Below are 26,473 nucleotides of genomic sequence, written 5' to 3'. Positions count from 1 at the left end.
CTACCAGCCACTAGCCAGCACATCAGCCACATGCATGGTTTTGATAGGCTTTTTCTCCCGGCGGATGTAAGCGTCCAGGTGCATTAGGCAGCTGGTGTCGGTGCTGATGAGGTAGTCGGCGCCGGTGGCCAGGGCGTGCTCTACTTTCTGCTCGGCCATGGCCACGGATATGGCCTCAAACTTCACGGCGAAGGTACCCCGAAGCCGCAGCAGGTTTCGGTTTCGGCCATTTCCAGGCGCTCTAGGCCCTGCACGGCGTCGAGCAGCTGGCGCGGGGCCTCCCGGATGCCGCACTCCCGCAGGGCCGAGCAGGAGTCGTGGTAGGTGTACTTACCGGGCAGCTGGGCTCCCTTGACGGAAGACACGCCCAGCACGTCCACGATAAACTCGGTCATCTCGAAGATGCGGCGCTGCACGCTGTGGTACTGCCCCTGCTCGGGCGTATTCTCGAAGAGCTCGGCGTAGGTATTGCGCACCATGCCCACGCAGGAAGCCGACGGACTCACGATGTAGCGGCCCGTGTCGGAGGGAAAGTCGCGCAGAAACTTGGTAGCTACCGAGCAGCTTTCGGCCTTGTAGCCCGCGTTGTAGGCGGGTTGGCCGCAGCAGGTCTGGTTGCTGTTGTAGTGCACCTCGCAGCCCAGCTTTTCCAGCACTTTCACCATGTTCATGGCCGTGTCGGGAAACAGCTGATCTACAAAGCAGGGAATGAACAGGTCGACGGCAGTTGGCATGGCGTGTGGTTAGGTAAGTGTAGGCGGCCGAAATCAAGCATCAGGTTTGTGCTCACAATTTATATATCCGAGTAATCCTCAATCAATTCCCAGACGGTCAAATTCGGAAAATCCTTGGAGTGCGGCCTTTTGAAGACTTTCGGCCCAAAACGGTATTGCAGGTAGAGTATTACGTAATCTTCCCTGCCAAATTCTATTCTGTACTCCGTTTCATCTGACTCTACACGGTATTCCGTTTCCGGCTCTAAGTCCAGGTGAATGCAGGCAAGCTCTATCCACAAAGCCAGTTTCCGGGCTTGCCGGTTATAGAACGTAATACCGATTGTTGGCTTCATACTACGACCATAGAGTCAGGGCTGCACCGGAACCTGGTCTTAGAAATGAAACACCGAGCCGGCTGCCTGCCAGGCCTGGGTCAGGCCTTTGGGGTCGAGGCCGGTTTCCTCCCCGACTTCAGAGAAGTAGGCCACCAGATTCTCCGTGGGCATGTTGCCAGTAAGCTGGTCGGCGGCCATGGGGCAGCCCCCGATGCCGCCCAGGGCCCCGTCGAAGCGACGGCAGCCGGCCGAGTAGGCCGCATGCACCTTCTCGCGCCAGGTAGTGGGCGTGGTGTGCAGGTGGGCCCCAAACTCGATGCGGGGAAAGGCCGGAATCAACTGGCGAAACAGGGGCTCGATGGTGTCCGGGTTCGAGGCGCCGATGGTATCTGAGAGGGCCACCACGCGCACGTCCATGTCGGCCAGGGTTTGGGTAAACTCGGCTACGGTTTCGGGGCTCCACGGGTCGCCGTAGGGGTTGCCGAAGCCCATGGACAGGTAGGTCACCAGCGTTTTGCCCGACTTCTGGCACAGCTCCTGCATGGCGTTTAGCTCACTCAGGGCCTCGGGAATGGTCTTGTTGGTGTTGCGCAGCTGAAAGGTTTCGGACACCGACAGCGGGAAGCCGATGTACTGAATTTCGGGAAAGGCGGCGGCCGTTTCGGCCCCGCGCAGGTTGGCCACAATGGCCAGCAGCTTGGTGCGGGTCTGGCTTAGATCGAGCCCGGCCAGAACTTCGGCCGTGTCGCGCAGCTGCGGAATGGCCTTGGGCGAGACAAAGGAGCCGAAATCGAGCGTATCAAAACCCACGCGCAGCAGGGCGTTGAGGTAGCTGATTTTGGTGGCAGTGGGAATAAACTCGGTCAGGCCCTGCATGGCGTCGCGGGGGCATTCGATGAGCTTCATAGGGCAGAAAGGTTGGGTGGAAAGGCAAAGTAAACCGTTTTTACGCGCTTTAGGCCGGGGCCGCTCCGCGTAGACTGTTCTGCAGCGCGGCCCGGCCCCGGTGGGAATCCGGCCGGCGCGTTTTGCTACCCAGCAGCTTGTACAGAAAATCCTGCGAGGCCAAAACAAGGCCGGATTGCCCGTTGCGGATATCCTGTAGAACCAGCTCAGGACCAAATTGGCCAGTACGGATTCCCTACCCGCTCAAATCGACACCCAATTGGCTCCTACGGATATCCGTAAGAGTCAAAACAGAAGCAAGTTGGCCCTTACGGATATCCGTAAGAGGCAATTAAGAACAAAGTTGGCTCCTGCGGACATCCGTAAGGGCCAAAATGAAAGCAAGTTGGCCGTTGCGGATGTCCGCAGGAGGCAATTTTATTCCAAATGGGCGTCAGCGGGAATCCGCCGCGCGGTTAGCGGTAAGTAGCCGGGCGTATTTCCAGCCGGGAGGCCCAGCGAACCACTCGGCCGGAAATGGGGTTTAGAAGAGTCTATCAACCCCGCTCGATGTCCGCTATCCGCCTGTCGCTCCGCTTTCTATTTATCGTTCTGCTTACCACCGCCTGTAGCCAGCAGCAAACCCTGCAGGGCTTGTTCCAGAAAAGCACGCCCCACGAAGCCTACGCCCGCCGCCTGCGCCAGGCCGACCTAGACGAAACGGCCCTGGGCCGCGACTGGCTGGCCGCTGCCGACCGTGCCCTGCGCGACTCCCTGGTCGTGACCCTGCCCTTCCAGGAAACCGGCCTGTTTCGGGCTGACCGGGCCATGGCGGCCTCCTACCGCTACGCGGTGCGGGCCGGGGAGCGAATCAACATCAGCCTCACGCTGGCTCCCGGCACCGATGCCCACGTGTTCCTGGACGCCTACGAGCTCAGCCCCAACCACCTGCCTAGCCCCGTAGCCTCAGCCGATACCACGGCCTTGTCGTTCAGCTACGACGCCCCGACGACCAGCAACACCTGCTGCGCGTGCAGCCCGAGCTGCTGCGGGCGGGCCGCTACACCCTGCGCATTCAGCGGGCCCCTTCTCTGGGCTTTCCGGTGAAGGGCAAGAACGATGTGGCCGTGGGCAGCTTCTGGGGCGCCGACCGGGATAAAGGCGCCCGCCGCCACGAGGGCATCGACATCTTTGCCAAGCGCGGCACGCCCGCGGTAGCCGTCGTGTCGGGTATGATAACACGCACCGGCGTGACCAAGCTCGGGGGCAACGTGGTGTGGCTGGCCGATGCCCAGCACGGGCAGCACATCTACTACGCCCACCTCGACAAGCAACTCGTGCAGCCCGGGCAGCTGGTGAAGGCCGGCGACACGCTGGGCCTGGTCGGGAATACCGGCAATGCCCGCACCACCCAGCCCCACCTGCACTTCGGCGTGTACCGGGCCGGCCGCGGGGCCGTCGACCCCTTTCCCTTCGTGCGCCACGCCGATGCCCTGCCGCCCGCCCCGCGCACCAAGCCCGAGCGCCTGGGCCAGTGGGTACGAGTCAGCCAGAAAACCACCAGCCTGCGGCGCAGTCCCGCTGCCAAGGGCAGCACCGTAGTAGCCATGAACCGGAATACGCCCCTGCTGGTGCTCGGCAGCCAGGCCAACTGGTACCGCGTTGAGCAGCCCGATGGCCGCATCGGCTACGTAGCGGCCGAGGCCGTGGTGCCCGCCGCCACGCCTGCCCTGCGCCGGGAGGCTCTGGCCGCCACCTCCGATTTGTATGCCTATCCCACGGCCGCCGCTGCTCCCCTCGACACATTACCGGCCCAGAGCCAAGTGGCCGTGCTGGGCGAGTTCCGGGGCTTCCGGCTGGTGCGCAGCACTACGGGCGCCATTGGCTGGCTGAGCAAACCGGCCGTGAAGCAAGGCTAAAAAAGTACAACTTCACGCAACCCTCATGTAGGCGGCCCCATCTTCCGCCTAGGTGATTGGATTTAGACATGGCGCGGCTCCTTGGTTGGGGGCCGCGCCATTCTTCTTTAATGCTTATAGAGGCCCATAGAAGCAATACAATCATTGCGTAGCTAGGCAACAGCTCCCGCTCTATAGCCCTATGCACAGCTTCATATCATACTATTCATTCATCTGATATACATATGCTTATTACAAGTTACAGCCTTGCGTAATTAATGCCACTAAAACAGTTAGCACAGCCAAAAGCGAGGGAAGCCCGCTTAGTCACCATAGCCAATTTATTTTGGGAAACGCCCATAAAAAAGCCCGCTGCACATGCAGCGGGGCTTCCCACAAAGAGGCTGAATAAGGCTGGCTTACTCGGCAATAATCACAGCTTTCTGCAGTTTCTTGGCGTAGGCAATGCGGCGCTCTTTGCCACCAACCGTTACGTAGTCGAAGCCGACAGCCTTGGTATCCTCCTTCACCGCCGACCAGCTCTGCGGATCAATTTCGGCGGGCTGGGCAGCCGTTTTGGGCACGGCGGGCTGGGTGAAACGGTCTTCCCGGAAGAAGTTGTTCATGCCCTTGAGAATGGCAATTTCCTTGTCGCGCACGGTGGCGGCCTGCGGGTCTTCGAGTTCCCGCTCATCGAGCAGGGCACTGGCCGGCATTACTTCCTTGCGCAAGGTGTCGCCGGTGCTGCTCAGGATGATAAACTTGGCCTGGGCATTCAGAATTTTAGGACCCTGCAGCTGCAGGATAAAGTTGTCCTTGGTTTTGGTATTGGAGAAGTAGTGCGAGGCCCGCACCGTGTTCAGCACAGTACGGCTATTAACGCGGCCGGTATTGGTGGGGGGGTGTATACCTTATCCGCATTCTGCGATGTTCCAACCTCCCGCTCCGTGTTGATACACGAGGTCATTTGCAGCAAGAGAGCTGCACAGGCAGCGGGGAGAACGAGTTTTTTCATTTTGGGGCAATCAACCATCATCAAATCAGTTCGGCAAAATACAAAACGTCCCGAACAGCCTTGCTACCTAAAGAGGAAATCAGCGGCAATAATGCGGCAAAGCAGGGTTGTTGGGTGCATGTACCACAAAAACGGGCCCAAGGTTGCCTTTTTACGCCCGGGTATTTTACAAATTACAACCAGCCCAGCTCCAGTCCAATAACCCAACGGGGCAGCTCCGGATATTGGGCTTGCCTGGAAGCCGTAAACACGTCGGAAAGACGGTAGCGGGCCGTCAGGGCGTAGCGGCTGGAGCCCAGCCGTAGACCCGTGCCATAGGTCCAGCGGCGCAGGTAATCTAGGCCGTGCTCGGTCACGTCCACCCGCTTGGCGCCATTGGCGGGCCGGTCCTCGAAGCGGTGAGTAGTACTGATTACCCAGCCGCCCCAGCCCCCACATCCACGTAGCGCCCGATGACGTTGCCGCGCCGGCCGTAGTTAAACCGCACAAAGCCTTCCAGTTGGGCCTGGGGCAAGGCCAGATACTCGCGGTGGTGCTGCGCCGGGCTGGGTACAACTTTTTGCGCATTCTGAGCCAGGTAATAGGCGGTGCGGGCATAGCGTAGGTCGAAGCCCAGGGCCAGGGCCTGGGTTACCCGAAACTTGTTGCGCAGGCCCAGTACCAGCTCTGCTGAGTTGCCGTAGCGCAGTTCAGCCCCGACCCGCTCACTGGGGCCCGCTACCAGCCCGTAGCCCACGTAGAAATGGTTGTAGTACGCCCGGTTGGGCCCGAAAACACTGGCGACAGTATCCTCGGCCAGGCTTTGGCGCAGCAAAACGCGCTGGGCCTGCCCCGACCGGCCCAGCCCAGCAGTAGCCCAGCCAGCAGCAACGCGCGGTAGTTCTTCATTGCACGGAATAGCTTTGGGTGATGCCCCGGTAGCACACGCGCACCGTGTCGCCGGGCTGCAGGGTGCGCAGCGGAATCTGCAGCACAGCCCGCTGACTAACTTCCCGCACTTCGTAGGTGCGCAACACCCCGCGGGGGCCGGCCACGTGCCAGTAGAGGTAGCCGGGCCGGACCAGGGGCATCAATGGCGGGCTGGAATCAGGCTTTGGCGTCGATTTATTCAGGGCCGGGGCCAGCTCCTCCCGGCCCACGGCGGGCACGTTGGCCTTTTTGGTAACGCTGCTCACGGTCGTCGCCGAATCAGAGTACAGGGGCAGCACCTGGGCCGGAATAACGGCGGCCTCCGGCCGGATCAGCACGGCCAGCACGGAATCCTGCCGGATAAAGTCGACGCTCTGGCGCGGCCCCGAGGGTGGTAAGGGGCGCAGAAAAGCCGCAGCCCGGGGCAATCCATAGCCGTGGGCGTAGTCGAAGTACGGGTAGAGGTCGGCGCACTGCTGGAGCTGCTCGAAAAGCTGCATCACGGTCAGGTTGCGGTTTTGCTGCCAGGCACAGGCCGCAAAGCCCGCCATCAGGGGACTGGAAAAGGAGGTGCCCTGGGTGCGCACGTAGCCACCGGGCGCGGCGGCCAGCACCGTTCCGAAGGCAATGACGTTGGGCTTTATGCGGCGGGCGGCGCTGGGGCCGTAGCTGCTGAAGTCGATGTGCAGGTAGGTGTCGGGGTCAAGACCGCCCACGGTCAGCACCGAGTCGGCATCGGCGGGCGTGCCGATGGAGTGCCAGTCGGGGTCTTCCCCATCGTTGCCGGCCGCATTCACCACTAGGATTCCCTTGCGCACGGCCAGCTCGGCGGCCCGGACCACCAGACTGGTGCGCCCGTTCATCTGCTCGGGAAAATACCGGCGGTCGGTGTAGCCCAGGGAGGAGTTGATGATGTCGGCCCCGTTGCGGTCGGCCCACTCGGCGGCGGCCAGCCAGGCTTCTTCCTCGGCGTAGATTTCCCGGTTGAGCCGCTCGGTGCGGGCCAGCAGAAACTCGGCCTGCGGAGCCAAGCCCAAGGGCGTACCATCGGGCAGCTGACCGGCAATGCAGGATAATACCTCGGTGCCATGAGTGCCGCTGACGTACACGTCAGGCCGGTTTCGGACAAAGTCGTGGGTGGCTACTACGCGCTTTTCGCTGAGCAGCCGCTGAAAGGCCGGATGCTGGGCCGCCCCTTGGAAACCCACGTCAAAAATGGCGATGCGCAGCCCCTGTCCGCTCAGGCCGGCCTGTTGAAACGCGGCCCCGCCCAGGCTGGCCGTCTGGCGGCGGGCCAGTTGCCGGTCGTCGGCTGTAATGGTCATGGTGCCCCGCTCGGCCGTTCCGGATTGGGAAGCCACGGCCAGCGGCTGCGCATCCCAGCTTTCCACGCTGAGCACGCCGGGTAGCTGGCGCAGGCGGGCAGCTTGCTGGGGCGTGGCCCGGCACGCCACGGCATTAAACCAACGGCTGACCAGCGTGACAGAGTCAGCCAGGGCGGTAATCTGGCGCACAAAGTCGGGCCGGACGGGGAAGTCGGTGCTGTCGGCCGCGGGCAGGTGCTGGCGGCGGCGTCGGTCCTGGGCCGCGGGGCTGAAATACGTGGCCGGGTCGAATTGTACACCAGCCTTATGGCGCAGGCGCACCCAGTAGCGGGCTACGGGTGCCGCCGGAGGGCTAGTTGGGGGCTTACTGAAGCGGCCGTGCCGGGCAGGCTACCCAGCACCAGAGCAGCCCCGGCCAGAAGTTTGCCCCAGCGGGCAGCATACCAAGGAGAAGCCGAAAACACAGCAGAATGCGGAACAAAGGGGAAATAAGAGAGGGAAGGTACGAGGCCAGCTCGAAAACTCGGTTCCTGGAGCCAAAATACCGTTTGCTAGAACCCTATCAGCAAGCCTTACAAGGCCAGTAACGCAGGAACTCCGCTTCGGACCCGACTGGCTCCTACCAATCCGGTCAGCAATAAGCTCAACAACCGCGGGCCCGCCCGAACCGTTTGAAGCAGGACTTCGATTGTTTATTTAAGCCCTATTGCCATGAACCGTTCCTTTTTCCGCCCTACCCTTGCCTTGTTGCTCAGCACCAGCCTACTGGCCCTGGGCACGGGCTGCGTATCCCAGAAGAAATTTACCGCCCTGCAAAGCCAATACGACGAGCTGACCAAGTCGCGGGAGCAGCTGCAGGCCCAGAAAACGGCCCTGGAGCAAGACAAAGCCCGCAGCGAGGACGCATTGCGCTCCAGCCTGCTCAACAAGAATCAGCAGGTAAACCAACTCAACGACAACCTCAGCGGGGCCCAGGCGGCCAACTCCCAGCTCTCGGCCGACCTACGCTCCAAAGAGCAGCGCATTGCCGAGATGCAGCGCATCCTGGACCAGAAAGACGCCGCCGTGAAGTCCTTGCGCAAGAAAGTGGGTGATGCCCTGCTGGGGTTCAACGCCAACGACCTGCAGGTAAACGTGCGCAACGGTAAGGTGTACGTGTCCTTGTCGGAGCAGCTCTTGTTCAAGTCCGGGTCGACCAAGGTGGACCCCAAAGGCCAGGAGGCCCTCAAAAAGCTGGCTACGGCCCTGCAGGGCAATCAGGACGTGAACGTGCTGGTGGAAGGCCACACCGACAACGTGCCCATTACCAAAGGTACCCAGGGTATGAAGGACAACTGGGATTTGAGCGTGTTGCGGGCCACGGAAATCACCCGGATTCTGACCGAATCGGGCCTGAATCCGGCCCAGGTGACGCCTTCCGGCCGCTCCCAGTACATTCCGGTGGCTGCCAATACCACCCCGGCCGAAAAAGCCCTGAACCGCCGCACCGAAATCATCCTGACGCCCAAGCTCGACGAGCTGTTCCAGATTCTGGAAGCCAACTAAGCCCAAGTTTGTGTGCTTTTCACACGAATTGATCCTCAACACCACACCGCCGTTGCAGCCCGGGCCGCAACGGCGGTTTCTTTTTAAGTCGACAATGAAAATTCCGCCACGTTTTGCCACCGCTGCCCGTCGTGGCGAAACAGCACGAAGCTGCGAACCTCGAACGTCGCCTCGTAGTGACGACCGGCAAAGTCGGCCTTCAGCTCCGGCACGGCCGTGGTGGGCAAGTCGCGGGTGGCCAGGGTCATGTGGGGCGTAAAGGGGCGGTTTTCGCGGGGTACTTGGGGAAGATGCTCGGCGCACCAGGCCGTCAGGGCGGCGTGAAATGCCTGCACCGCCTCGGGCTGGGCCACTTGCACAAACAAGGTGCGGTTGCCAAACCAGCGGAAGTCCCGCAAGCCCACCGAGAAGCCGTGCTGGGTGCGGGCAAACTCGGCCAGGCTGGCCTGAAACTCCGCCTCAAATGAATCGGGCTGCCGCAGGGGCGGCACCAGGGTGATGTGCGGGGGCAGGCGCACGGCATTGCGGCTGCCCGTGCGCTGGTGAACTTCCTGCTTCAAAGCCCACACGTCCGAGAAAACCGGCTCGGCGGGTAGTAGCGCGACAAGAAACATGTTGTTAAGGGGAGGAATGTGAGTTGAATGTGCGAGATGAGGTTCTGTCATTGCGAGGCTGAAGGCCGAAGCAATCCGTCCTCTGCGAAGGTAGTTCCGCTCTTTACCCACAAAGCTCCTTCTTGGTTTTTGCCCCTTGGGCTATCTTCCGAAGAGGAAAGCCCTGCTTTGAAAGCTTTTCGGCCGACTTCCGAAGCCCACACGAGAAGTTCCGAAGGTTTCCGTTGGGGTTGAAAGAACAAGCCCCGACGCCGGGCGGGCATCGGGGCTTGTCACGAAAGAAAGCTCAGTACATTTTAGAGGACGGATTGCTTCGCGCTGCTCGCAATGACAGAACGAAAACTCACCATTTCACCACCTCACCACCTCACCTACAGGCCATACTTGCTGAGCAGGTAAATCAGGCTGGCCATGCTGGCGCCGCCCAGTTCCAATTCGCGGCGGTTGACCTTGTCGAAGGTATCGGCGGCAGTGTGGTGGATGTCGAAGTAGCGCTGGTCGTCGCAGTCGTAGCCGATAAGGGCTTTAACCTGGTCCTTCAGGGGCTCAATGTCGGTGCCCGAGTGGCCGGCATTGAATTCGGTGCTGCCGTAGGGCCGGAACAGGGGCTGCCACTGCTGAATCTTCTTGACAGTGGCCGCGGGGGCCTCAATGTTGAAGCCCCGGGGCGTGAAACCGCCGCCGTCCGACTCCATGGCCGCCAGGTGCTTCTCCCCTCCTGCCTTGGCCAGCTCGGCGTACTTGGTGCCGCCGCGCACGCCGTTTTCTTCGTTCATAAATAATACGGCCCGCACGGTGCGCTCGGGCTTGAGGCCGGCGGCTTTGAGCAGGCGCAGCGCTTCAATGCTTTGCACGCAGCCCGTCCCGTCGTCGTGGGCACCCTGGGCCAGGTCCCAGGAGTCGAGGTGGCCGCCGACGACGATAATCTCGTTGGGAAACTTCGTGCCTTTGATTTCGCCCACCACATTGTAGCTTTTCACATCGGGCAGGGTCTGGCAGCTCATTTCCAGCTCGAAAGTCAGGCCCGGGTCGGCTTTGAGCAGCTGGCTGAGGCGGTCGGCGCCTTCGGTGCTCAGGGCGGCGGCAGGAATCTTGGTCACCTTCTCGTCGTAGCGCATGGTGCCGGTGTGCGGGAAGTCGTCCTGGGCCAGGCTCAAGGAACGAACCAAGGCCCCCACGGCTCCGCGCTTGGCGGCCTCAATGGCCCCGTTGCGGCGCTGGTCGCCGGCATCACCGTAGGCCTGCCCGGTCTGGATGAAGGTCGGGTTCATGGGCCGGTTGAAGAGCACGAACCGGCCTTTCACCTTGTCGTCGGGCAGGGCGGCCAGCTCGGCCCAGCTTTTCACCTCCACCACCTGGGCTTTGAGCTTGCCGTTGGTGCCCACGGAGCCCCCAGGGCGCAGACGTTCATTTCCACGCCCTTGCCCTTCTCGGGCTTGATTTCGGCCTTTTCCTTGGCTCCGCGCACCCAGTGCGGCACCATTACTTCCTGCAGGTACACCCGGTCGAGGCCCAGCTTTTCCATGGTGGTCTTACCCCACTGCACGGCCTGCTCGGCCTGGGGCGAGCCGCTGAGGCGGCCGCCAATCTGCCCGGTGAGGTAGCGCAGGTTTTCGTAGCTCTGCCCTCGCAATAGGGCCTCATCGTAGATTTTGCGCAGACTCACCGAGTCGGCTTTATTAACGGCGGCGGTTTGGGCCTGACTGGTAAGAGCCATAAAACCAAGACCCGAGAGCAGCAACCCACGGCGAAGGAAGGAGCGCATAGTAGAAGACATTCAGCAGATGAAAACAGGTAAATCAGCCCTAATAGCCCCTGTGCAGGGCCCTCGGCACCGGGCTAAGGTAACAGGAAAGGCGGACGGGCTGCTTTCGGCGGGCTACTTTTTTGGCAGCAGGCCCCGCTCCCGCAGCACCGGCGCCAGCGGTCCTTTGCGCCGAATCAGGGGCAAAAGCTCCTCGTAGGTTAGCACCACTTCCAGAAACCGGTCCGCTTGGGCGTTGCGGGGCTTGGCCAAAGAAGGAGCATCCCGGTCGTCGTAGGTAAACACCAGGCCCGCCGGCGTGAGCACGAAGCCCCCGGTGGGTAGCCGCGGCGTGGGGCCGCCCAGCTGCCCGTAGCCCGGCGCGGCGGCCAGCGCCCGTTGCAGCCCCTGCCGGAACAGCTTGAGCAGCCGGTTTTTGTAGTCAGAGACCAGCAGCTCCGGGAGGCGCAGGCGCTGGCCGGTCCGCAGGTCGAAGGTAGCGCCGTCGTACCACTCGTGGGGCTCGTAGTAGGGCCCCTGCTGAAAGCTGGACACCCGCATCACCGAAAACAGGTTGTTGCCATTATAGACTACATCGGTGAAGCCGTGGAACTGGTAGCGGTTGTACTGCTGCTGGCGGCGGGCCAGCAGGGTATCCAGGTGCAACGGCATCAGCTCGGGGCAAAGGGCGCGGCCAAAGCCCGGCGCAGGCGCTGTTCGGCCACCGGGTTTTTGGGCAAGCTGACCCGCACGTAGAGCTGGTGAAAAAAGGCCGAGTCCAGCGGAATGTAGCTCGTGTCGCGCCGAACCGTGTAGCGCCACATTTCCCAGAGGTCCTGCTCGTAGTGGGCCGCGCCTACATAGGTTTCGCGCAACACAAACGGGTACTGGTGGCGGCCGTCGGCATTTTCCCAGGTGCCTTTGAGCTGAGCCGCCGCCTTTGTGGGTAGGCGCAGGCGGCCGGTCAGGTCCCCGGCCGGAGTTTCGCAGAGGTGCAGGGTGCGGGAACCCGGGCCAGCCTCGAGGCGCACCTCCAGCCACCGCCCCGACCGGTCGTAGTAAAAGCCGCCCGTGTAGCTGTTGGCTGCCGAGTCCAGCTCTACGGTTACAGGCTGCTTGCCAATAGTGCCCCGCAGGCGGCGCGGACCCGGATACCGCTCGTGGAAGAGCAGATTGGGGCGCGCGGCACTATCCAGGGGGCCGATAAGGCTATATTTTCGGGCTAGTGTATCGGCCACCTCCGGAGCTACTGCCGGCACCGCGGGGGCCTTGCGGGTGGTGTCCACAGATTGGGGAACAACCTGAGCTACCGCCCAAAAACGGCTACTGAGCAGCCCGAGCAGCAACAGCAGGCGCACCCGACTCATTTGGCTGCGGGCGGCACGGCGGCAGCCCCGTACTGCTGGAGTGTGGCCGTGGCCGTGCCCGTAGCGGGCAGCTTCACTTCCAGCAGGTAGCCAAACTCATTGTCGGCCACGGTGGGCACGGGCCGGGTAGCGCCCAGGGCTTCGGCCGTTTCCAGAATCGTGTTGGAATGCCCCACGACCAGCACCTTCTTGCCCGCAAATTCAGCGCGAATCCGCTCTACCAGGGCGCTCATCTGCCGGGCATCGTACACCTGAGGCGTGAGGCCAAGCTTCTGAGCCAACGGGGCGGCCGTGGTACGGGTCCGGATGGTGTTGGTAGTAAAAATGGCCGCAATAGGCTCCTTGCCCAGCTTTTCGCGCAGCGCCCGGGCCCGCTCTTCCCCGGCCGGCGTCAGCACCGGGTCGGCCAGGCCGGGCGTGGGGTCCTTTTCGGCGTGGCGCACGATGTAGACGGTGGTGGCACCGTCGTTGGCCGCCGCGGGCCGGGAAGCCGCACAGCCCAGCAAACCCAGCCACAGCACCAAAAGCAGCCCGCTCAGGGCCAGAAACCGGTTTTTACCAGTACGTAACGAAGCGAATTTCATGGGGCAGAGCGGGTTATTTCAAGGTCAGAATCTGCTGCAGCTCGGCGGCCGACACGGTCAGCAAACCCACCTTGGGCAGGCGCCCGGTGAGGACGCGCCAATTGGGCTCCTGCCGGAAAATGGGCCCCAGCAAGGCCAGCGCGGCCGGCAACTGCTGCTTGTTGGCCAGGGTAATGGCGTGCCAGTACTGCATTTCCAGGTTGGAGGGAAACATCTTTTCGGCCGCCTGATATTCCTCAATGGCCTTGGGCATGTCGTTTTTCTCCACGGCCAGGTCGCCGGCATTCATGTGCTCGTAGGCGCGGGTAAGGCGCAGCAGGCGGGCCAACTCGGGCAGCGGGGCGGCATTGTCCTCCACCCGCAGGTCGATGAGCCGGTCGTCCCAGGGCGCGGCCGTGGCTTTGCCGCGTACCACCAGCAGGGCCGCCGACTGCCGCCCCGAATGTCGCCGCCCGCGGCCTCCGCCGCTTCCAGCGCCGACAGCACCCGCTCGGCAAAGGGCAGCTTAGCGTTTTTCTCGTAGGCCTGGGCCATGGCGGGCCACACTTTGTCATTGAGCATCATGTTGGCCTGCACCGAAAACTGGCTGCCCTTAACGTGCCCGGCCATGTCTACGCACTTCTTGCCGGTGTGCGTGGCCACGTTGCCCTTCGCGTCGAGAATGGCGACCTGGCGCACGTCGCGACCTTCGTCGGTAGCCAACAGCTCGTCGAGGGCCTGCTGGGCGGTTTTGCCGCTTTTCAACAACGCCAGTCCACGAGTGCCAAACGACTTGTTGGTAAACGACTGCGTGGCTACCACGCCTACCCCGGCTTCGCCCCACGACACGGCCGTGCCCACCGAAAACCAGTGGCTTTGCACGGCCACGGCCATGTCGCCGGTAGCGGGGTCACGGGCCACGATGGAGTAGGTATGTGCCAGTGGGTCAGTAGCGGTATACACCTGCGCCGTGGCGGTCTGGTTCAGGCCTAGCGCCAGCAGCGCAGCCACGAAAAAGCGGGATTTCAGCAGCATCAGAAAAGAATAGCAGAGTGAATTGGGTGGGAAGATAAAGCACAAACGCGGTTAGCTCCGCCAGGCTGCTTGCCAAAGCTGCCCTAAGGCATTGCACAGCCGTCATGGCTCGTTGGGCGGTCTGTACAAAAGCCGAGCCCCGGAACGCTGTTCCGGGGCTCGGCTTTTTTGTAGTAGCAATTCTTACTTCTTGGCGGCTTTCTTAGCGGCGGGCGTAGATTTTGCCAGCTGGGCGGGCTGCGGGGAGGTGGCCTTTTTCGTGGCCACTTTGGCCTTGGGCTCGGCCCCGTCTAGGCTTAGCTGCCACTGCTCGTTCATCTGAGTCAGGCCGTGTAGAGCGGTCAAATCGAACTGGCAGGGCACGATAGAAATGTAGTTCTGGCTCAGGGCGTACTCGTCGGTGTCCTCGCCCTGGTCCTCGTTCACGAAGTTGCCAATCAGCCAGTAGTAGGGGCGCTTGTGGGGGTCGAGGCGCACATCGAATTCCTCGGCCCACTTGGCCCGGGCCTGGCGGCAGAGCTTGGCCCCGGCAATGGGCTGTTCCTGCTTTTTGGGAAAATTCACGTTCAGAGCCGTACCCACCGGAATGCCGTTTTCCAGGGCTTGGCGGGTAATATGCTCCACCCACTCTTCGGTGTGCGAGAAGTCGGCCTGGTGGCCGTAGTCGCAGAGCGAGAAGCCGATGGCAGGCAGACCTTCAATGGCCGCTTCAATGGCCGCCGACATGGTACCCGAGTAGAGCACGTTCACCGAGGAGTTGGAGCCGTGGTTGATGCCCGACACCACCAGATCGGGCTGCCGGTCCTTGAGCACCATGTGCTTGGCCAGCTTCACGCAGTCGGCGGGCGTGCCGCTGCACTCGTAGGCCTCAATGCCCGGGAAGATGGTGCTCGGGTCCAGGCGCAGGGAGCTGCCGATGGTAATGGCGTGGCCCATGCCCGACTGCGGGGAGTTAGGCGCCACGACCACCACCTCGCCGAGGCGGCGCATCACGCGCACCAGCATGGCAATACCGGGGGCCGTAATGCCGTCATCGTTGGAAATCAGAATCAGCGGTTTGCGGACTTTAGCACTCACGGGCAGCTTGGTTTAAAGGTCAGAAAGGTTGGGCAAAGGTAGACAAGGCGGCCGGTTGGCCGGTTACGCTTACGTAAAGGCTTGCTTTTCGTCAACGCCCGGCACGTTACGCCCGTATTTCCTGCCAACCATGACCAACCTCCCCTCTTTCTTCGGCGCGGCCCTGCTGCTCACTGCCCTCAGTGCCTGCGACTCGCCCGCGGGCCGCACCCCGGCCGCTTCTTCGGGCTCGGAAGCCCCGTTTGCCGGCGGCTCCGGGGCCACCGACCCGGCCTCCTTGAGCCCCTCGGCCACCCGCCTGCCCGATTCCCTCCACCTGATTAGCCCCAGCCAGGTAGGCCGGCTGCGCCTGAATATGAAGGAGCGGGAATTGCTTGCCGTGGTGCCGGCTGCCCAGCTCACCAAAACCACCTACACCTATAAAGGAGCCTCGTACCCCGCCTACCGCTTGCGCGATGCCCAGCAGCCTACCGCCCCCGAAACCGTGCTGGAGTTTATCCGCAGCGGGTCCGACTCGGTCATGACTTTGCGCCGCATCCGCGTCTACGATCCGCAGTACCGCACGGCCGAGGGCATTGGGGTAGGCTCCCCGTTCGGGGCCGCCCGGCAGGTGTACGGCCTCACCCGGGTGCGCCAGGATGAGGACGACTTCGTGGCCATTTCCGGGCAGATGCGCATAGGCTGGATTCTGGACGAGAATTCGCTGCCGGCCAACCACGGCAGCGACATGAGCACGGCCGACATTCCGCCCGCTACCCGCATCATCGGGGTGCGGGTGCGGTAGCTCGACCGTCGGATTTATGGTATTCCATCATAATTCTTGTACTTTGGCAACGATGGCGGCTTTCCTATATAGCCCATTATCCGCCCGCCCCACCTCCTAGCCTGTCCGCCTTCCCTCTATGGTCTTGTTTGAAAACCGCTACCGCACGCACGATTTGGGCTTGTTACTGCTCCGCATCGGCATTGGGGTGATGTTCACCATTCACGGCTACCCCAAGCTGATGGGCGGCCCGGCAATGTGGACTCAGGTGGGAGGCGTGATGAAAATGGTGGGCCTGGATTTTGCCCCGGCCATGTGGGGTTTGCTGGCCGCCGTAGCCGAGGCCGTGGGCGGGCAGCTGCTAGCCCTGGGGTTGTTTTTCCGGGTGGCCTGCTTTCTGTTGCTCGTCACCATGATTATGGCCACGCTGATGCACGTGCTCAGCGGCGACGGGTTTCAGGCCTACTCCCACGCCCTGGAATCGGCGTTTCTGTTTCTGGGCCTGCTCTTCGCCGGCCCCGGCCGCTTCAGCCTCGACCAGGTTTTGTTCCCGGCCCGCCGCCGCCTGTATTAGGACGCGGGATACATTAGAACGTCATTCCGAGCAGAGCGAGGAATCTTGCGTGGTGACGTTGCCACACTATTCTGTCATCCTGAGCAAAGCGAAGGACCTTATCACACCAGCACGAGTTGTTCAACGGTGATAAGGTCCTTCGCTTTGCTCAGGATGACAGTTCCTATCAGCCCGCACGGGCCCAAACCGGCATTTTAGTTCTAGCTTCGCGGCTCTTTGCTACTTTCGCCTGCATGCTTGCTTTCCTGCTTTCCACGCTCCTGGCCGTTTCGGCCCCCGCCGCCCAGCTCCGGCCGACTGGCGCACGCCCTTTGAAAAAGGCAACGGCAATACCACCACCACCCACGCCGAGTGCATTGCCTACTACCAGCGCCTGGACGCGGCCTACCCCGAAATAACCCTGCGCGAGGCCGGCACCACCGACATTGGCCAGCCCCTGCATGAGGTGGTGGTATCCCTGGACGGCGACGCGGACCCGGCCTCAGTGCGGCAGAAAAACCGACGGGTGGTCTTTATTCAGAACGGCATTCATCCCGGGAGCCCGAGGGCATCGACGCGGCCATGATGCTGGCCCGCGACTACGTGCAGAAAAAGGAGTTGCGTCGACAGCTGGAAAACGTGACGTTGGTCATCATCCCGATTTACAACGTGGATGGCTCCCTGGTGCGCAACTCCACGACCCGGGCTAACCAGAACGGGCCCGAGAGCTACGGTTTCCGCGGCAACGCCCGCAACCTGGACCTCAACCGCGACTATATCAAGCAGGACTCGCGCAACGCCCGCGCCTTTGCCCAGCTGTTTCAGCGCTGGCAGCCCGACGTGTACGTGGACACCCATACTTCCGACGGGGCCGACTACCAGTATACGATGACGCTGATTGCCACCCAGAAGGACAAGCTCCACCCGGTGCTCAGCCAATATCTGACTCAGCGCCTGCTGCCGGCGTTGTACGGGGGCATGAGCAAGCGTAAGTCGCCGATGACGCCCTACGTGGACTTCGAGGGCCGCACGCCCGACGCCCGGGGTCTGCAGGGCTTTCTGGAAACCCCGCGCTATTCCACCGGCTACACCACCCTGTTCAACACCATCGGCTTTGTAACCGAAACTCACATGCTGAAGGCCTACACCCCACGGGTGCGGGCTCAGTACGACTTTCTGGATTTGCTGGTGCGCTCGGTTCACCAGGATGCTGCCGCCCTGGCCGAGGCCCGCGCTACGGCCCAGGAGCAGCTGCGCACCCAGACCCAGTTTCCGCTGGCATGGGCTATTGATACAACGTCGTTCGAGAAAATCAGCTTCCGGGGCTACGAGGGCAAAACCAAGCCCAGCGCCGTAAGCGGGCAGCCCCGGCTCTGGTACGACCGGGCCGCGCCCTACATCCGCCAGATTAATTATTACAATACCTTCCGGCCCACGGTGAGCGTTACGCGGCCCAGGCCTACATCATCCCGCAGGCCTGGGGTGAAGTGCTGGAACGCCTGCGCCTGAGCGGCGTGCAGCTGCAGCGCCTCACCCGCGACACCACGCTGACCACCGAGGTGTACTACATTGCCGATTACAAAACCGGCCAGCGCCCTTATGAAGGGCATTACCTGCACAACAAAGTGGAGCTGCGCACCGAGCAGCAGCCCCTTACCTTCCGCCGCGGCGACTTCGTAGCCACCCTCGACCAGCCCGCGGCCCGCTACCTTATCGAAACCCTGGAGCCACAGGCTACTGACTCGTTTTTTGCCTGGGGGTTTTTCGACGGGATTCTGCAGCAGAAAGAGTACTTCTCCGACTACGTTTTCGAAGATGTGGCCGCTGAGCTGCTTAAGCGGGACCCGGCCCTGCGCCAGCGCCTCGACAATCTGCAAAAGGCCAACCCCGCCTTTGCCGCCAGCGGAGCCGCCCAGCTCGACTTCATGTACCGCCAGTCGCCCAACTACGAGAAGTCCCACCTACGCTACCCCATCGTGCGCTGGCAGGGCGGCAAGCTGCCCGTTGAATAGGTGTTACTTGCTGGGTGTCAGTTGGCAAAAACGGACATCAGCAGAACCTAGCAACTGACACCCAACAATTAACCCCTACAGAATGGCTGTTCTCGAACTCGATACTCTTTCCAAGCGCTACGGCGGCACCACGGCCCTGCGCGGCCTGACGCTGCAGGTGGAGGAAGGCAGTGTGTACGGCTTGCTGGGACCCAACGGCAGCGGCAAAACCACCACGCTCGGCATAGCCCTGGGCGTGCTGCAGGCCGACGGCGGCGCGGTGCGCTGGTTTGGACAACCGCTCTCAACCCAGAGCAAGCGGCGGGTGGGGCCTTGCTCGAAACGCCCAACTTTTTCCCCTACCTCTCGGCCCGTCAAAACCTGCTGCTGGCCGCCGACGTGAAGCGCGCCGACCCGCGCACGGTAGAAGCCGCCCTGGAAATGACCGGCCTCAGCGCCCGGCAGCACGACGCATTTCGGGGCTTTTCGCTGGGCATGAAGCAACGCCTGGCCCTGGCCTCCACCCTGCTCGGCTCCCCGGATGTGCTGGTCCTCGACGAGCCCACCAACGGCCTCGACCCCAGGGCATAGCCGAAGTGCGGGAGCTGATTCAGCGCCTGGCGGCCCAGGGCAAAACCATCATCATTGCCAGCCACCTGCTCGACGAGATTGAAAAAGTGTGTACCCACGTGGCCGTGCTACAGCGCGGGGAACTGCGCACGGCCGGCCCCGTGCGCGACATTCTGGCTTCTTCCGACCGGGTGGTACTGCGCGTGGAAGCTGACCTGGCCCCGGCCTCCTTACTGCACGCCTTGGGTCAGTTGCCCTGGGTGAGCGACGTACGCCCCGAAACCGGCGGGGCCACAGCGCCGTGCTGGCGCCCGGCCGCTCGCCCGCCGACCTGAACCGCGCCCTTTTCGCCAGCGGCGTCGTTTTAGCTGGCCTCGAAGTGCGCCACCGCAGCCTTGAAGCCCAGTTCCTGGAACTTACAAAGTGAGCTAGTGAACCGGTGAAATAGTGAATTGTCGTTTGACTCTCACCATCGGCACTATCAGAACCGCAAACTCACCATTTCACCATCTCACAACTTCACCACTTCAATGATTCGCGCTGAGCTTCGGAAGATTCTGCCCTACCGCACCGTGTGGGTTATTTTGCTGTTGTACGTGCTTCTGCTAGCTGGCTTTGTGTCGGTGGGCGGCAGCGTGACGGTCAACGGGCAGCAAATGGGCGACACGCTCTACGCCTTTCCCGAGCTCTGGAGCCGTCTGGCCTACGTGGCCAGCTACTTCAATCTGCTGCTGGGCATTCTGCTCATCATCCTGATTACCGACGAGTTCCAGTTCCGCACCTTTCGCCAGCAGGTCATTGATGGCAGCTCGGCCGCGGGCCTGGTGCAGGGCAAGCTAGCCGTATCGGGTTTGCTGGCGCTCTACGGCGTGCTGGCAGTGCTGGGCGTGGGCTTGTTTTTCGGCCTTACCCGCTCGGCCGACACCCTGGGGCGGGCCACCGAAACCCTGGGCGCAGTGCTGCTCTACGGCCTGCAGGCGCTGGGGTATTTATCCTTGGCCGGCTTGCTGGGCTTTCTGCTGCGCAAGGCCGGACCGGCTTTTCTGGGCTTTCTGCTCTACGCCTGGGTTGTCGAGCCCCTGCTGCGCTTCGGCACCCCCGACCAGATTGACCGGTTCTTTCCCGTCAAGATTTTCGACAGCCTCACGCCCACGCCCGGCCAGGAATTGCTGGCGACTGTTACGGGCCCGTCCAGCGCCTTGCTGCCCACCCAGGCGGCCCCCCTGGCTCTGGCCTATATTGCGCTTCTCTGGCTGCTGAGCTACCTGCTGCTGCGTCGCCGGGATTTGTAAGCGGACTGCTTAGCAGCAAAAGCAACGGCCTTGACGAATTGTCAAGGCCGTTGCTTTTTATAGTTATCGGCTTACTGCTCGGGTCCTTTTTGCAAGGAGTTGGCGTAGTTTACAATAAAAGCCAGCTCCCGGGAGTCATTGAAGTCGAGCTTATTATCCTTGGCGTACTTTTCAATCTGCCTGGATTGCTGGGGGAAGATGGCCATCAGATCCTTCTTCGGATTACGCAGCGGCCGCACGTTGCCATTGGGCAGGCCCAGATAAAACGCGTCTTTTAGGGTCTTGTAGCGGCTATTCATCACGCCTCCGCCGTAGGGGTTGCCATAGCCCCATACATGGGGCCATTGTTAACAACCCGTTCAATGAGCATCTCCCGGCGCAGCAGGATGTGGGGGCCGCTGCTGAGCTGCTCAAAAAAGCCGGGCGACTTAAAGTCGCTGTAATCATTATTGTGGTTCCAGCGGTAGGTACGAAACACGCGCACCAGGCTGGTGTCGGCCCGCTCGCGCCGCGGCCGGAACGGGGTTCGGTTGTAGTAGGGGCTGCCGGAATAATAGCCCATACGGGTGTCGAAGAAGTCGTCGTAGTAGTCGCGGCGGTCGTCCTTCTGCCCTTTTACGGCGAAACTCTGCACCGCCACGGCCGAGAGTGTATTCACGGTATTGTCGGGCATGATGAGGCGAATCACATCCTCATTGCAGTGCAGCACCAACGGGCCCCGGAGCGTGTCGCCGGAAGTGAGCAGCACGGTACTGCCCGCAAACTGCTGGGTGAAGTTGGCGGCCAGCTGCTGGGCCGTAGCAGCCCCGGTGCTCCCAGGCCCAGCCCCAAAGCGGCAAGGCTTGTCGCAAGTGCGTAACGCAGTGTTTTCATAGCGTAAGAAAGATAACTCAAAATCAGGTTCAACCCTAGGAAGCAGCTGTTTTCGGCGCCGACTCAGTCGCGCAACATGCTGGCCCGGGAGCCGCTATAGCCCTAACTACGAGTGCCAGCTGCGGGTTCACCGCCGCAGCCCGCCTACCCGACCAGCTCCAATGCTTACCAGTCTAAACCTGCTCGTTACTTCTTTCCCACAGCCACCGTCCCGTGGCTCAGGGACGTGACGCCAAACGCCAGACTCTAACGGGCGTACTTCTTAGCAGAGCCCACCTGCGGCCACTTTATGTAAGTTCTTCGGAAGTAAAAGGCCCGTTACTTGGCGGGTGGAATCCAGGCTTTTTGTACCTGAATCTGCTCCGGCATCGTGGAGGCTGAAGAGTAGTACAGGTCGGCGCTGAATTCGCTTACCTGGTACTGCGTAATAGCGTAAGTGTCTTCGTAACGGGTGGCCCGAAACGTGCCTTGGGTTAAGACCACTTGTAGCTGCTCGTGGATAGGAAGGCCGCAAAAGTATTCCTGAGTGATGGACATAACGGTAATCGTTAAGCTAATGCCTATATAGAGTTTAGTACTTGACTCATTTTGCAAGCGAATAGCTGCATGGACTGCGGATAATTCTGCCGTCTGTCTCCTCCCCGGCTGATATAACGGCTGAATACGGCCGAAGCTTACCCACAAAAAAGCCCGTTCTACTTCGCGTAGAACGGGCTTTTGAGGCTTAAGCAGCAGGCGGCTAGCTTACCGATACGGCCGAGTCGGGGTCGGCGTGGGGCTGGCGGTCCTTGGTCAGGATGGTGTGGCCCAGCTTGTCGCGCTTGGTGGTCAGGTAACGCTCGTTGTGGGCGTTGGCGGCAATCTCAATCGGCACGGTGTCCACGATTTCCAGGCCGTAGCCCACCAGGCCGGTGCGCTTGCGGGGGTTGTTGGTGAGCAGGCGCATCTTGCTGATGCCCAGCTCGCGCAGGATCTGAGCGCCTACGCCGTAGTCGCGCTCATCCATACCGAAGCCCAGCTCCAGGTTGGCTTCCACCGTGTCGCGACCCTGCTCCTGGAGCTTGTAGGCCCGCAGCTTGTTGAGCAGGCCAATGCCGCGGCCTTCCTGGTTCATGTACACAATCACGCCCCGACCCTCGGCCTCGATGCGCTCCATGGCGCGGTGCAGCTGGGGCCGCAGTCGCAGCGGCAGGAGCCGAAGATGTCGCCCGTAACGCAGCTGCTGTGCACGCGCACCAGCACGGGCTCGTCGCCGCTGATATCGCCCTTGATCAGGGCCAGGTGCTGGGCGTTGGTGGAGCGCTGGGTGAAGGCCACCAGCTCGAAGTCGCCGTGCTCGGTGGGCAGCTGTACGGCAATTTCGCGGGTGATGAGGCTTTCCTTCTGCAGGCGGTACTTAATCAGGTCCTGTACCGAAATCAGCTTCAAATCCCAACGCTTGGCCACGAGTTCCAAGTCGGGCAGGCGGGCCATTTCACCGTCCTCCTTTAGAATCTCAACCAACACGCCGGCTGGCTCGAAGCCGGCCAGGCGGGACAGATCGATGGCGGCCTCGGTGTGGCCGGCACGCCGCAGCACGCCTTCCTTGCGGGCTTTCAAGGGGAAGATATGCCCGGGCTTGCCCAGTTCTTCGGGCTTGGTGTCGGGGTCAATCAGGGCCAGAATGGTCTTCGAGCGGTCGGAAGCCGAAATGCCGGTGGTCACGCCGTTCTTAAGCAAGTCGATGCTCACGGTAAAGGGCGTGGCGTGCAGGGCCGTGTTGCGGCCCACCATCAGCTCCAGGCCCAGCTCTTCGCAGCGCTGCTCGATGAGCGGGGCGCAGACCAGGCCGCGGCCGTGGGTAGCCATAAAGTTGATGACCTCGGGCGTGGCGCAGCGGGCGGCGCAGATAAAGTCGCCTTCGTTTTCGCGGTCTTCGTCGTCCACTACTATTACCACTTTGCCGGCGCGGATATCGGCAATGGCGTCTTCAATAGAGTCAAGCATGGAATTGGGGGAGCAGGAGAGTAATGCCCCGGCAGCATAACCACCGATGGCGCCGCGAAGTTACGAGGGTTCGGCGGGCTTTTCGGCGTGAGATGGAAATGCGCCGTGTAGCGGGGCTTTAAGTGGATTTCAATTCGTTATCAGGAAAGCCTACTGCTAGCAGTGCGCTAAGCGTAGTCGGCTACTAGGGCTATCTGGTCTAGCTCGGCCCAAACTGCCGGTACATCCACGTTGATTTTCCGAATGGACTGTCGGATTTCCACCATCGATTTGATCCGGTCAATCAGCCAATTGGTGAAGCGGCCGTAGTTGGTGTACTCTAACCCAGGCTCGGTATCAGACTTAATCATGCACAGCTTGACCGGCGGATTATCAGAACCGAGCAGAAAGTAAAAGAAGTTGTAGCCCTGCCATTCGCCAAACACAAAGCCGCCGGGTTCCAGCACAGCTTGGTTTTCAGCCAGCAGGTCGCGGGCGGAGCCCCAATAGTATTCCAGGAAGTCGAGCTGGAAATCCTGGTCCAGCGACTTTAAAGTAGTGCGGCCGCACCACTTCAGAAACAGGCGGTAGGCAAGCGGAAACCGAACCCCGTAGGTATGCTCCTGCGCGGCTATTTCTGCTTCGGAGCAGCCAAGCACTCTGGTAGGCTCCTCCAAGGCAACGGTGCACAGGAATTGGTCGAGGCGAGCGTAGAAGGCCTGCAGGGACATAAGTGCTTATTTGGATTTGACCACCCTCTTACTGCATCGGGTTCAGCCGCAAAACCTGATTCTCCCCTTGCCGGAACTCGCCCTTACTTCCCGAATAAGGCTTCGAGCTTGCCGGTGGCGGCAGCCCAGTTGTAGTGCCGACGCACAAACTCCAAGCCGCGGGCGGCCAGGGCGTCGGCCAAGGCGGGTTCCGAGAGTAGCTGGCTGATGCCAGCGGCCAGCTCGGCGGCCGACTCCCCTACCAGCAAGTCCTGGCTGGGCGCGCCGCGCAGGGCGTTGTTGGCCAGGGGTGTAGTCAGGCAGGGCAGGCGCATGGCCATGGCTTCGAGCAGCTTGTTTTGCAAACCTGTGCCCACCCGCATGGGCGCCACAAATACCCGGGCCGAAGCGTAGGCGTCGCGGATATCGGGCAGCCAGCCGCTGATGACCACGGCCTCGGAAGCCAGGGCCAGCACCCGGGCTACGGGCGTGGTGCCGGCAATCAGCAGGCGGGCCCCGGGGTGCTGCTGCTGCACCAGAGGCAGGATTTCGAGGGCCAGAAACTCGGCCGCGTCCACGTTGGGGTGGTAGCTCATGTTGCCGCAGAACACCAGCTCGTAGTCCTTGGGCCGGGCGTCGTCGGGCTGGAAAAAGTCGGTGTCAATGCCATTGAGCACCACGTGAATCTGCTGGCGACGGGCGTGGTGAATGAGCTGCCGGTCCTGGTCGGAAATGATGGTGTGATGCCCAAACCACTCAAATACTGTGGCTTCGTAGGCGAGCAGGCGGCGGGCTTCAAGGCTGATGACGGGCCGCTGCCAGCCCGGGGCCTGGGTGGCGCGGCGCTGCATGCCGGCCGAAAATACGTCCATATAATCCAGCGTCATGGGCAGCTGGCCGGCGTGGGGACGCAGGTACTCGGCCATCCGGATCAGCTGGCAGTACACGTGCTGGGGCCGGAACTCCTGCAGCAGCGTGTCGAGGCGGCGCTGGGCGGCGGCGTCGTAAAAGTAGCCCACCTGGGCAGGCAGCCCCTTAACCAGGGCCCGGGCCATATTAAGCGCAATGCCAGGCTTGCGCAACTGGTGCACATGCAGGCCGCCCCGGCACAGGGGCCGCACGGCGGCATACGACTCCTCGGGCACAGCTTCATCGGTGAGGGCGAGCAGGCAGATTTCGTGGTGGCGGGCCAGGTAGCGCAGCTGGTGAAAGGCGCGGAGCTTGTCGCCCTTATCAAGCGGGTACGGAAACCGGGACAGCAGAACGAGCAGCTTCATCGAAAGGGCGGAACTTAGGCGCGGGAGGCGGGTTGGACGCGGGTTGAAGCAATGCTGTACAGGTCCACGAAGCCCTCGATGACCCGGCGGTTGTCGTAGAGTCGGGCAATGGTGCGGGCGGCTTCCTGCCCAATGGCCTGTTGATCCAGCTCGCCGGCACAGTAGCGGCGCAGGTACTCAAGCCAGGCCGAGGGCTCGTCGCCGAGCACAATGTCGAAGCCGTTGCGCACAAAAATTCCCTCCGAGCCCAGTCCGGTGCTGATGATGCACTTGCCCAGGGCCATGCCTTCAATAATCTTTATGCGCATGCCGCCGCCCGAGAGCAGGGGCACAATCATCACGTCGTACTGCTGCATAAACTCGGCGGCCGACTCCACAAAGCCGTGGACGATGACGTTCTTCTTCGTCAGGCCCTGCAGGCGAGCGGGCGTGTTCTTGCCGGCAATGTGCAGCTCCAGCTCCGGCAGCAGCTCGTGGGCCTGGGGCCAGACGTGGTCCAGAAACCAGTCGAGGCCTTCCAGATTGGGCAGCCAGTCCAGGGAGCCAATCATGAACAGCGTGCGGGGCTTGGCCCGGATACCCGGATTTACCTGGAAGCGGGTCAGGTCGACACCGGCGGGCACGAACACCACGGGCTCGGCGCAGCCCAGGGCCCGCAGGCGGCGCTGGTCGGGCTCGGTAATGGCAGCCACCGCGTCGAAGCGGGGCAGGAAGTCTTGCTCAAATTTCTTCAGCCCCTTGGCCAGATGCCGCAGGTACAGGCGCTTGAGCGGGTTGGCTTCGCCTTCGGCCAGCATCTGCCAGATGGTGTACTCCACATTATGCGCCCGCAGCACCACCGGTAAGCTGGGCTGCTCGCGCTTGATTACGTCCACGTACCAGGCCACGAAGGTGCCTTCCACCTGCACCACGTCGAACTGTTCGGTGCGCAGGAGCTCCACCAGCCGGGCCTCCACGGCAGGGCTGATAAAGCGCTCCACGTTGTAGGGCACCTGGCCCACGAGCAGGTTTTTCAGGGCCTTCACCGGCGAAAGGCGGGTGTCCACGGGGACCGTCACGAGGCGCACGCCGGCCAAATGGCTCAGCACCGTATCGGGCTGAAAGTGCTTGGGCGTGTTGATGGCCAGTACCGTCACCTGGTGCCCCGCCGCAGCCAGGCCGGCCGCCACGTCGTGCATGGCAATAGCCCCGCCATCATGGGGTGGAAACGGAACGCGCGGACAGAGTTGAAGGATGTGCACTGAAGAAAACGAACGGTAGAAAGCAGCCGGAGCGGTGGGCAAAGCTACGCAGAAGGCTCCGGATGGCTGGTATTGCTGGCCGGGCCAGGCAAAAGAACGTTCTGTCGGGCTGGCTAAGGAAGCCCGCCCATTTCTCTTGTCATAATGAACGCAGCGTAGCGGAGTGAAGGACCTTACTACGTCAGAACGGTTTTTTGTTACGCTTGTCGT

Annotated in this window: 31 protein-coding genes and 3 pseudogenes; 12 read left to right on the top strand and 22 right to left on the bottom strand. The window is 62.0% G+C overall.

Annotated elements, in window-relative coordinates; genetic code table 11:
* Together MUN79_RS18760 and MUN79_RS18755 are read right to left on the bottom strand one after the other, a co-directional pair.
* Window positions 1-665 (bottom strand): annotated as a pseudogene (locus tag MUN79_RS18760) ((Fe-S)-binding protein).
* Window positions 666-1,108: 443 nt separating this feature from the next.
* The gene (locus tag MUN79_RS18755) at window positions 1,109-1,957 is read right to left on the bottom strand and encodes a hydroxymethylglutaryl-CoA lyase (RefSeq protein WP_244674140.1); all 849 of its coding nucleotides are present in this window, start codon (window positions 1,955-1,957) and stop codon (window positions 1,109-1,111) included.
* 549 nt (window positions 1,958-2,506) lie between these two features.
* Here MUN79_RS18755 and MUN79_RS18750 point away from each other — a divergent pair.
* Together MUN79_RS18750 and MUN79_RS18745 are read left to right on the top strand one after the other, a co-directional pair.
* Window positions 2,507-3,043, top strand: a complete 537-nt coding sequence (locus MUN79_RS18750; RefSeq protein WP_244674139.1) for a hypothetical protein — start codon at window positions 2,507-2,509, stop codon at window positions 3,041-3,043.
* A complete protein-coding gene (locus MUN79_RS18745) occupies window positions 2,968-3,855 on the top strand; it encodes a M23 family metallopeptidase (protein WP_244674138.1) in 888 nt (295 codons plus the stop codon). The genes MUN79_RS18750 and MUN79_RS18745 overlap by 76 nt, the downstream gene beginning before the upstream one ends.
* Window positions 3,856-4,253: 398 nt before the next feature.
* Here MUN79_RS18745 and MUN79_RS18740 read toward each other — a convergent pair whose 3' ends face one another.
* From MUN79_RS18740 to MUN79_RS18725, 4 genes are all read right to left on the bottom strand, one after another.
* Window positions 4,254-4,700 (bottom strand): hypothetical protein, encoded by a 447-nt coding sequence (locus tag MUN79_RS18740; protein ID WP_244674137.1) that lies wholly within the window; start codon window positions 4,698-4,700, stop codon window positions 4,254-4,256.
* A 322-nt stretch (window positions 4,701-5,022) separates the two neighbouring features.
* Window positions 5,023-5,205 (bottom strand): hypothetical protein, encoded by a 183-nt coding sequence (locus tag MUN79_RS18735; RefSeq protein WP_244674136.1) that lies wholly within the window; start codon window positions 5,203-5,205, stop codon window positions 5,023-5,025.
* Window positions 5,206-5,261: 56 nt separating this feature from the next.
* A complete protein-coding gene (locus MUN79_RS18730) occupies window positions 5,262-5,663 on the bottom strand; it encodes a hypothetical protein (RefSeq protein WP_244674135.1) in 402 nt (133 codons plus the stop codon).
* Between the two features lie 70 nt (window positions 5,664-5,733).
* A complete protein-coding gene (locus tag MUN79_RS18725) occupies window positions 5,734-7,404 on the bottom strand; it encodes a S8 family serine peptidase (protein ID WP_244674134.1) in 1,671 nt (556 codons plus the stop codon).
* A 390-nt stretch (window positions 7,405-7,794) separates the two neighbouring features.
* On the opposite strand from MUN79_RS18725, the gene MUN79_RS18720 reads away from it, so the two are divergent.
* Window positions 7,795-8,628: an OmpA/MotB family protein gene (locus MUN79_RS18720; protein WP_244674133.1), complete on the top strand. Its 834-nt coding sequence runs from the start codon at window positions 7,795-7,797 to the stop codon at window positions 8,626-8,628.
* An 83-nt stretch (window positions 8,629-8,711) separates the two neighbouring features.
* Here MUN79_RS18720 and MUN79_RS18715 read toward each other — a convergent pair whose 3' ends face one another.
* From MUN79_RS18715 to surE, 9 genes are all read right to left on the bottom strand, one after another.
* A complete protein-coding gene (locus MUN79_RS18715) occupies window positions 8,712-9,242 on the bottom strand; it encodes a 2'-5' RNA ligase family protein (RefSeq protein WP_244674132.1) in 531 nt (176 codons plus the stop codon).
* Window positions 9,243-9,613: 371 nt separating this feature from the next.
* On the bottom strand, window positions 9,614-10,627 hold the full coding sequence (locus MUN79_RS18710) for a M20/M25/M40 family metallo-hydrolase (RefSeq protein ID WP_311136522.1): 1,014 nt from the start codon (window positions 10,625-10,627) through the stop codon (window positions 9,614-9,616).
* Window positions 10,585-11,007, bottom strand: a complete 423-nt coding sequence (locus MUN79_RS31235; protein ID WP_311136521.1) for a hypothetical protein — start codon at window positions 11,005-11,007, stop codon at window positions 10,585-10,587. Before MUN79_RS31235 ends, MUN79_RS18710 begins: the two co-directional genes overlap by 43 nt.
* Before the next feature lie 114 nt (window positions 11,008-11,121).
* On the bottom strand, window positions 11,122-11,658 hold the full coding sequence (locus MUN79_RS18705; RefSeq protein WP_244674131.1) for a hypothetical protein: 537 nt from the start codon (window positions 11,656-11,658) through the stop codon (window positions 11,122-11,124).
* Window positions 11,658-12,353 (bottom strand): hypothetical protein, encoded by a 696-nt coding sequence (locus tag MUN79_RS18700; protein WP_244674130.1) that lies wholly within the window; start codon window positions 12,351-12,353, stop codon window positions 11,658-11,660. Before MUN79_RS18700 ends, MUN79_RS18705 begins: the two co-directional genes overlap by 1 nt.
* Window positions 12,350-12,937 (bottom strand): phosphoglycerate mutase family protein, encoded by a 588-nt coding sequence (locus MUN79_RS18695; protein ID WP_244674129.1) that lies wholly within the window; start codon window positions 12,935-12,937, stop codon window positions 12,350-12,352. The genes MUN79_RS18700 and MUN79_RS18695 overlap by 4 nt, the downstream gene beginning before the upstream one ends.
* 13 nt (window positions 12,938-12,950) lie before the next feature.
* Window positions 12,951-13,295 carry a hypothetical protein gene (locus tag MUN79_RS31230; RefSeq protein WP_311136520.1) on the bottom strand — a complete coding sequence of 115 codons (345 nt, stop codon included), beginning with the start codon at window positions 13,293-13,295 and terminating at the stop codon, window positions 12,951-12,953.
* Window positions 13,223-13,951, bottom strand: a complete 729-nt coding sequence (locus MUN79_RS18690) for a DUF1028 domain-containing protein (RefSeq protein ID WP_311136519.1) — start codon at window positions 13,949-13,951, stop codon at window positions 13,223-13,225. Before MUN79_RS18690 ends, MUN79_RS31230 begins: the two co-directional genes overlap by 73 nt.
* Before the next feature lie 183 nt (window positions 13,952-14,134).
* Window positions 14,135-15,028: a 5'/3'-nucleotidase SurE gene (surE, locus tag MUN79_RS18685; protein ID WP_262922898.1), complete on the bottom strand. Its 894-nt coding sequence runs from the start codon at window positions 15,026-15,028 to the stop codon at window positions 14,135-14,137.
* A 130-nt stretch (window positions 15,029-15,158) separates the two neighbouring features.
* On the opposite strand from surE, the gene MUN79_RS18680 reads away from it, so the two are divergent.
* The 9 genes and pseudogenes from MUN79_RS18680 to MUN79_RS18640 all read left to right on the top strand — a co-directional run bounded on the left by MUN79_RS18680 (window position 15,159) and on the right by MUN79_RS18640 (window position 20,197).
* Complete coding sequence (locus tag MUN79_RS18680; RefSeq protein ID WP_244674128.1) at window positions 15,159-15,812, top strand: hypothetical protein; 654 nt, start codon at window positions 15,159-15,161, stop codon at window positions 15,810-15,812.
* A gap of 118 nt (window positions 15,813-15,930) precedes the next feature.
* A complete protein-coding gene (locus tag MUN79_RS18675) occupies window positions 15,931-16,365 on the top strand; it encodes a DoxX family protein (RefSeq protein WP_244674127.1) in 435 nt (144 codons plus the stop codon).
* Window positions 16,366-16,598: 233 nt separating this feature from the next.
* Entirely contained in the window at window positions 16,599-16,763 is a 165-nt protein-coding gene (locus tag MUN79_RS18670) for a hypothetical protein (protein WP_244674126.1), read from the top strand.
* A 163-nt stretch (window positions 16,764-16,926) separates the two neighbouring features.
* Window positions 16,927-17,853, top strand: a complete 927-nt coding sequence (locus MUN79_RS18665) for a M14 family zinc carboxypeptidase (RefSeq protein WP_244674125.1) — start codon at window positions 16,927-16,929, stop codon at window positions 17,851-17,853.
* Window positions 17,832-18,356 (top strand): hypothetical protein, encoded by a 525-nt coding sequence (locus tag MUN79_RS18660; RefSeq protein ID WP_244674124.1) that lies wholly within the window; start codon window positions 17,832-17,834, stop codon window positions 18,354-18,356. Before MUN79_RS18665 ends, MUN79_RS18660 begins: the two co-directional genes overlap by 22 nt.
* An 82-nt stretch (window positions 18,357-18,438) precedes the next feature.
* A pseudogene (locus tag MUN79_RS18655) lies at window positions 18,439-18,845 on the top strand (ATP-binding cassette domain-containing protein); the annotation flags it as partial.
* Window positions 18,831-18,926 carry an ATP-binding cassette domain-containing protein gene (locus MUN79_RS31895; RefSeq protein ID WP_375378260.1) on the top strand — a complete coding sequence of 32 codons (96 nt, stop codon included), beginning with the start codon at window positions 18,831-18,833 and terminating at the stop codon, window positions 18,924-18,926. The pseudogene MUN79_RS18655 and the gene MUN79_RS31895, both read left to right, overlap by 15 nt.
* 5 nt (window positions 18,927-18,931) lie before the next feature.
* Window positions 18,932-19,240, top strand: coding sequence for a hypothetical protein (locus MUN79_RS18645; RefSeq protein WP_244674121.1), 309 nt, complete (start codon window positions 18,932-18,934; stop codon window positions 19,238-19,240).
* A gap of 195 nt (window positions 19,241-19,435) precedes the next feature.
* On the top strand, window positions 19,436-20,197 hold the full coding sequence (locus tag MUN79_RS18640; protein ID WP_244674120.1) for an ABC transporter permease: 762 nt from the start codon (window positions 19,436-19,438) through the stop codon (window positions 20,195-20,197).
* 71 nt (window positions 20,198-20,268) lie between these two features.
* Here MUN79_RS18640 and MUN79_RS18635 read toward each other — a convergent pair whose 3' ends face one another.
* The 7 genes and pseudogenes from MUN79_RS18635 to MUN79_RS18605 form a co-directional block, all read right to left on the bottom strand.
* Window positions 20,269-20,499: a hypothetical protein gene (locus MUN79_RS18635; RefSeq protein WP_244674119.1), complete on the bottom strand. Its 231-nt coding sequence runs from the start codon at window positions 20,497-20,499 to the stop codon at window positions 20,269-20,271.
* On the bottom strand, window positions 20,496-20,945 hold the full coding sequence (locus MUN79_RS18630; protein WP_244674118.1) for a hypothetical protein: 450 nt from the start codon (window positions 20,943-20,945) through the stop codon (window positions 20,496-20,498). Before MUN79_RS18630 ends, MUN79_RS18635 begins: the two co-directional genes overlap by 4 nt.
* A 443-nt stretch (window positions 20,946-21,388) precedes the next feature.
* Window positions 21,389-21,607, bottom strand: coding sequence for a hypothetical protein (locus MUN79_RS18625; RefSeq protein ID WP_244674117.1), 219 nt, complete (start codon window positions 21,605-21,607; stop codon window positions 21,389-21,391).
* A gap of 202 nt (window positions 21,608-21,809) precedes the next feature.
* A pseudogene (locus MUN79_RS18620) lies at window positions 21,810-23,056 on the bottom strand (bifunctional 3,4-dihydroxy-2-butanone-4-phosphate synthase/GTP cyclohydrolase II).
* Window positions 23,057-23,223: 167 nt separating this feature from the next.
* Window positions 23,224-23,766: an SMI1/KNR4 family protein gene (locus MUN79_RS18615; RefSeq protein WP_244674116.1), complete on the bottom strand. Its 543-nt coding sequence runs from the start codon at window positions 23,764-23,766 to the stop codon at window positions 23,224-23,226.
* An 83-nt stretch (window positions 23,767-23,849) separates the two neighbouring features.
* The gene (locus MUN79_RS18610; protein WP_244674115.1) at window positions 23,850-25,022 is read right to left on the bottom strand and encodes a glycosyltransferase; all 1,173 of its coding nucleotides are present in this window, start codon (window positions 25,020-25,022) and stop codon (window positions 23,850-23,852) included.
* A gap of 14 nt (window positions 25,023-25,036) precedes the next feature.
* The gene (locus tag MUN79_RS18605; RefSeq protein ID WP_244674114.1) at window positions 25,037-26,263 is read right to left on the bottom strand and encodes a glycosyltransferase family 4 protein; all 1,227 of its coding nucleotides are present in this window, start codon (window positions 26,261-26,263) and stop codon (window positions 25,037-25,039) included.
* Window positions 26,264-26,473: the final 210 nt, after the last annotated feature.

The sequence above is a fragment of the Hymenobacter cellulosilyticus genome (genome assembly GCF_022919215.1).
Taxonomy (GTDB): domain Bacteria; phylum Bacteroidota; class Bacteroidia; order Cytophagales; family Hymenobacteraceae; genus Hymenobacter; species Hymenobacter cellulosilyticus.
The sequence above is the reverse complement of the archived record's forward strand: the minus strand, read 5'-3'. Positions and strand labels throughout refer to the sequence as shown.

Bases quoted from the DNA above. Each gene is read 5' to 3' on its own strand.
- MUN79_RS18755 (WP_244674140.1), bottom strand. From the start codon at position 1,957: ATGAAGCTCATCGAATGCCCCCGCGACGCCATGCAGGGCCTGACCGAG.
- MUN79_RS18750 (WP_244674139.1), top strand. From the start codon at position 2,507: ATGTCCGCTATCCGCCTGTCGCTCCGCTTTCTATTTATCGTTCTGCTT.
- MUN79_RS18720 (WP_244674133.1), top strand. From the start codon at position 7,795: ATGAACCGTTCCTTTTTCCGCCCTACCCTTGCCTTGTTGCTCAGCACC.
- MUN79_RS18715 (WP_244674132.1), bottom strand. From the start codon at position 9,242: ATGTTTCTTGTCGCGCTACTACCCGCCGAGCCGGTTTTCTCGGACGTG.
- MUN79_RS31235 (WP_311136521.1), bottom strand. From the start codon at position 11,007: ATGCGCTCCTTCCTTCGCCGTGGGTTGCTGCTCTCGGGTCTTGGTTTT.
- MUN79_RS18705 (WP_244674131.1), bottom strand. From the start codon at position 11,658: ATGCCGTTGCACCTGGATACCCTGCTGGCCCGCCGCCAGCAGCAGTAC.
- MUN79_RS18700 (WP_244674130.1), bottom strand. From the start codon at position 12,353: ATGAGTCGGGTGCGCCTGCTGTTGCTGCTCGGGCTGCTCAGTAGCCGT.
- MUN79_RS18695 (WP_244674129.1), bottom strand. From the start codon at position 12,937: ATGAAATTCGCTTCGTTACGTACTGGTAAAAACCGGTTTCTGGCCCTG.
- MUN79_RS18690 (WP_311136519.1), bottom strand. From the start codon at position 13,951: ATGCTGCTGAAATCCCGCTTTTTCGTGGCTGCGCTGCTGGCGCTAGGC.
- MUN79_RS18680 (WP_244674128.1), top strand. From the start codon at position 15,159: ATGACCAACCTCCCCTCTTTCTTCGGCGCGGCCCTGCTGCTCACTGCC.
- MUN79_RS18675 (WP_244674127.1), top strand. From the start codon at position 15,931: ATGGTCTTGTTTGAAAACCGCTACCGCACGCACGATTTGGGCTTGTTA.
- MUN79_RS18670 (WP_244674126.1), top strand. From the start codon at position 16,599: ATGCTTGCTTTCCTGCTTTCCACGCTCCTGGCCGTTTCGGCCCCCGCC.
- MUN79_RS18665 (WP_244674125.1), top strand. From the start codon at position 16,927: ATGATGCTGGCCCGCGACTACGTGCAGAAAAAGGAGTTGCGTCGACAG.
- MUN79_RS31895 (WP_375378260.1), top strand. From the start codon at position 18,831: ATGAAGCAACGCCTGGCCCTGGCCTCCACCCTGCTCGGCTCCCCGGAT.
- MUN79_RS18640 (WP_244674120.1), top strand. From the start codon at position 19,436: ATGATTCGCGCTGAGCTTCGGAAGATTCTGCCCTACCGCACCGTGTGG.
- MUN79_RS18625 (WP_244674117.1), bottom strand. From the start codon at position 21,607: ATGTCCATCACTCAGGAATACTTTTGCGGCCTTCCTATCCACGAGCAG.
- MUN79_RS18615 (WP_244674116.1), bottom strand. From the start codon at position 23,766: ATGTCCCTGCAGGCCTTCTACGCTCGCCTCGACCAATTCCTGTGCACC.
- MUN79_RS18610 (WP_244674115.1), bottom strand. From the start codon at position 25,022: ATGAAGCTGCTCGTTCTGCTGTCCCGGTTTCCGTACCCGCTTGATAAG.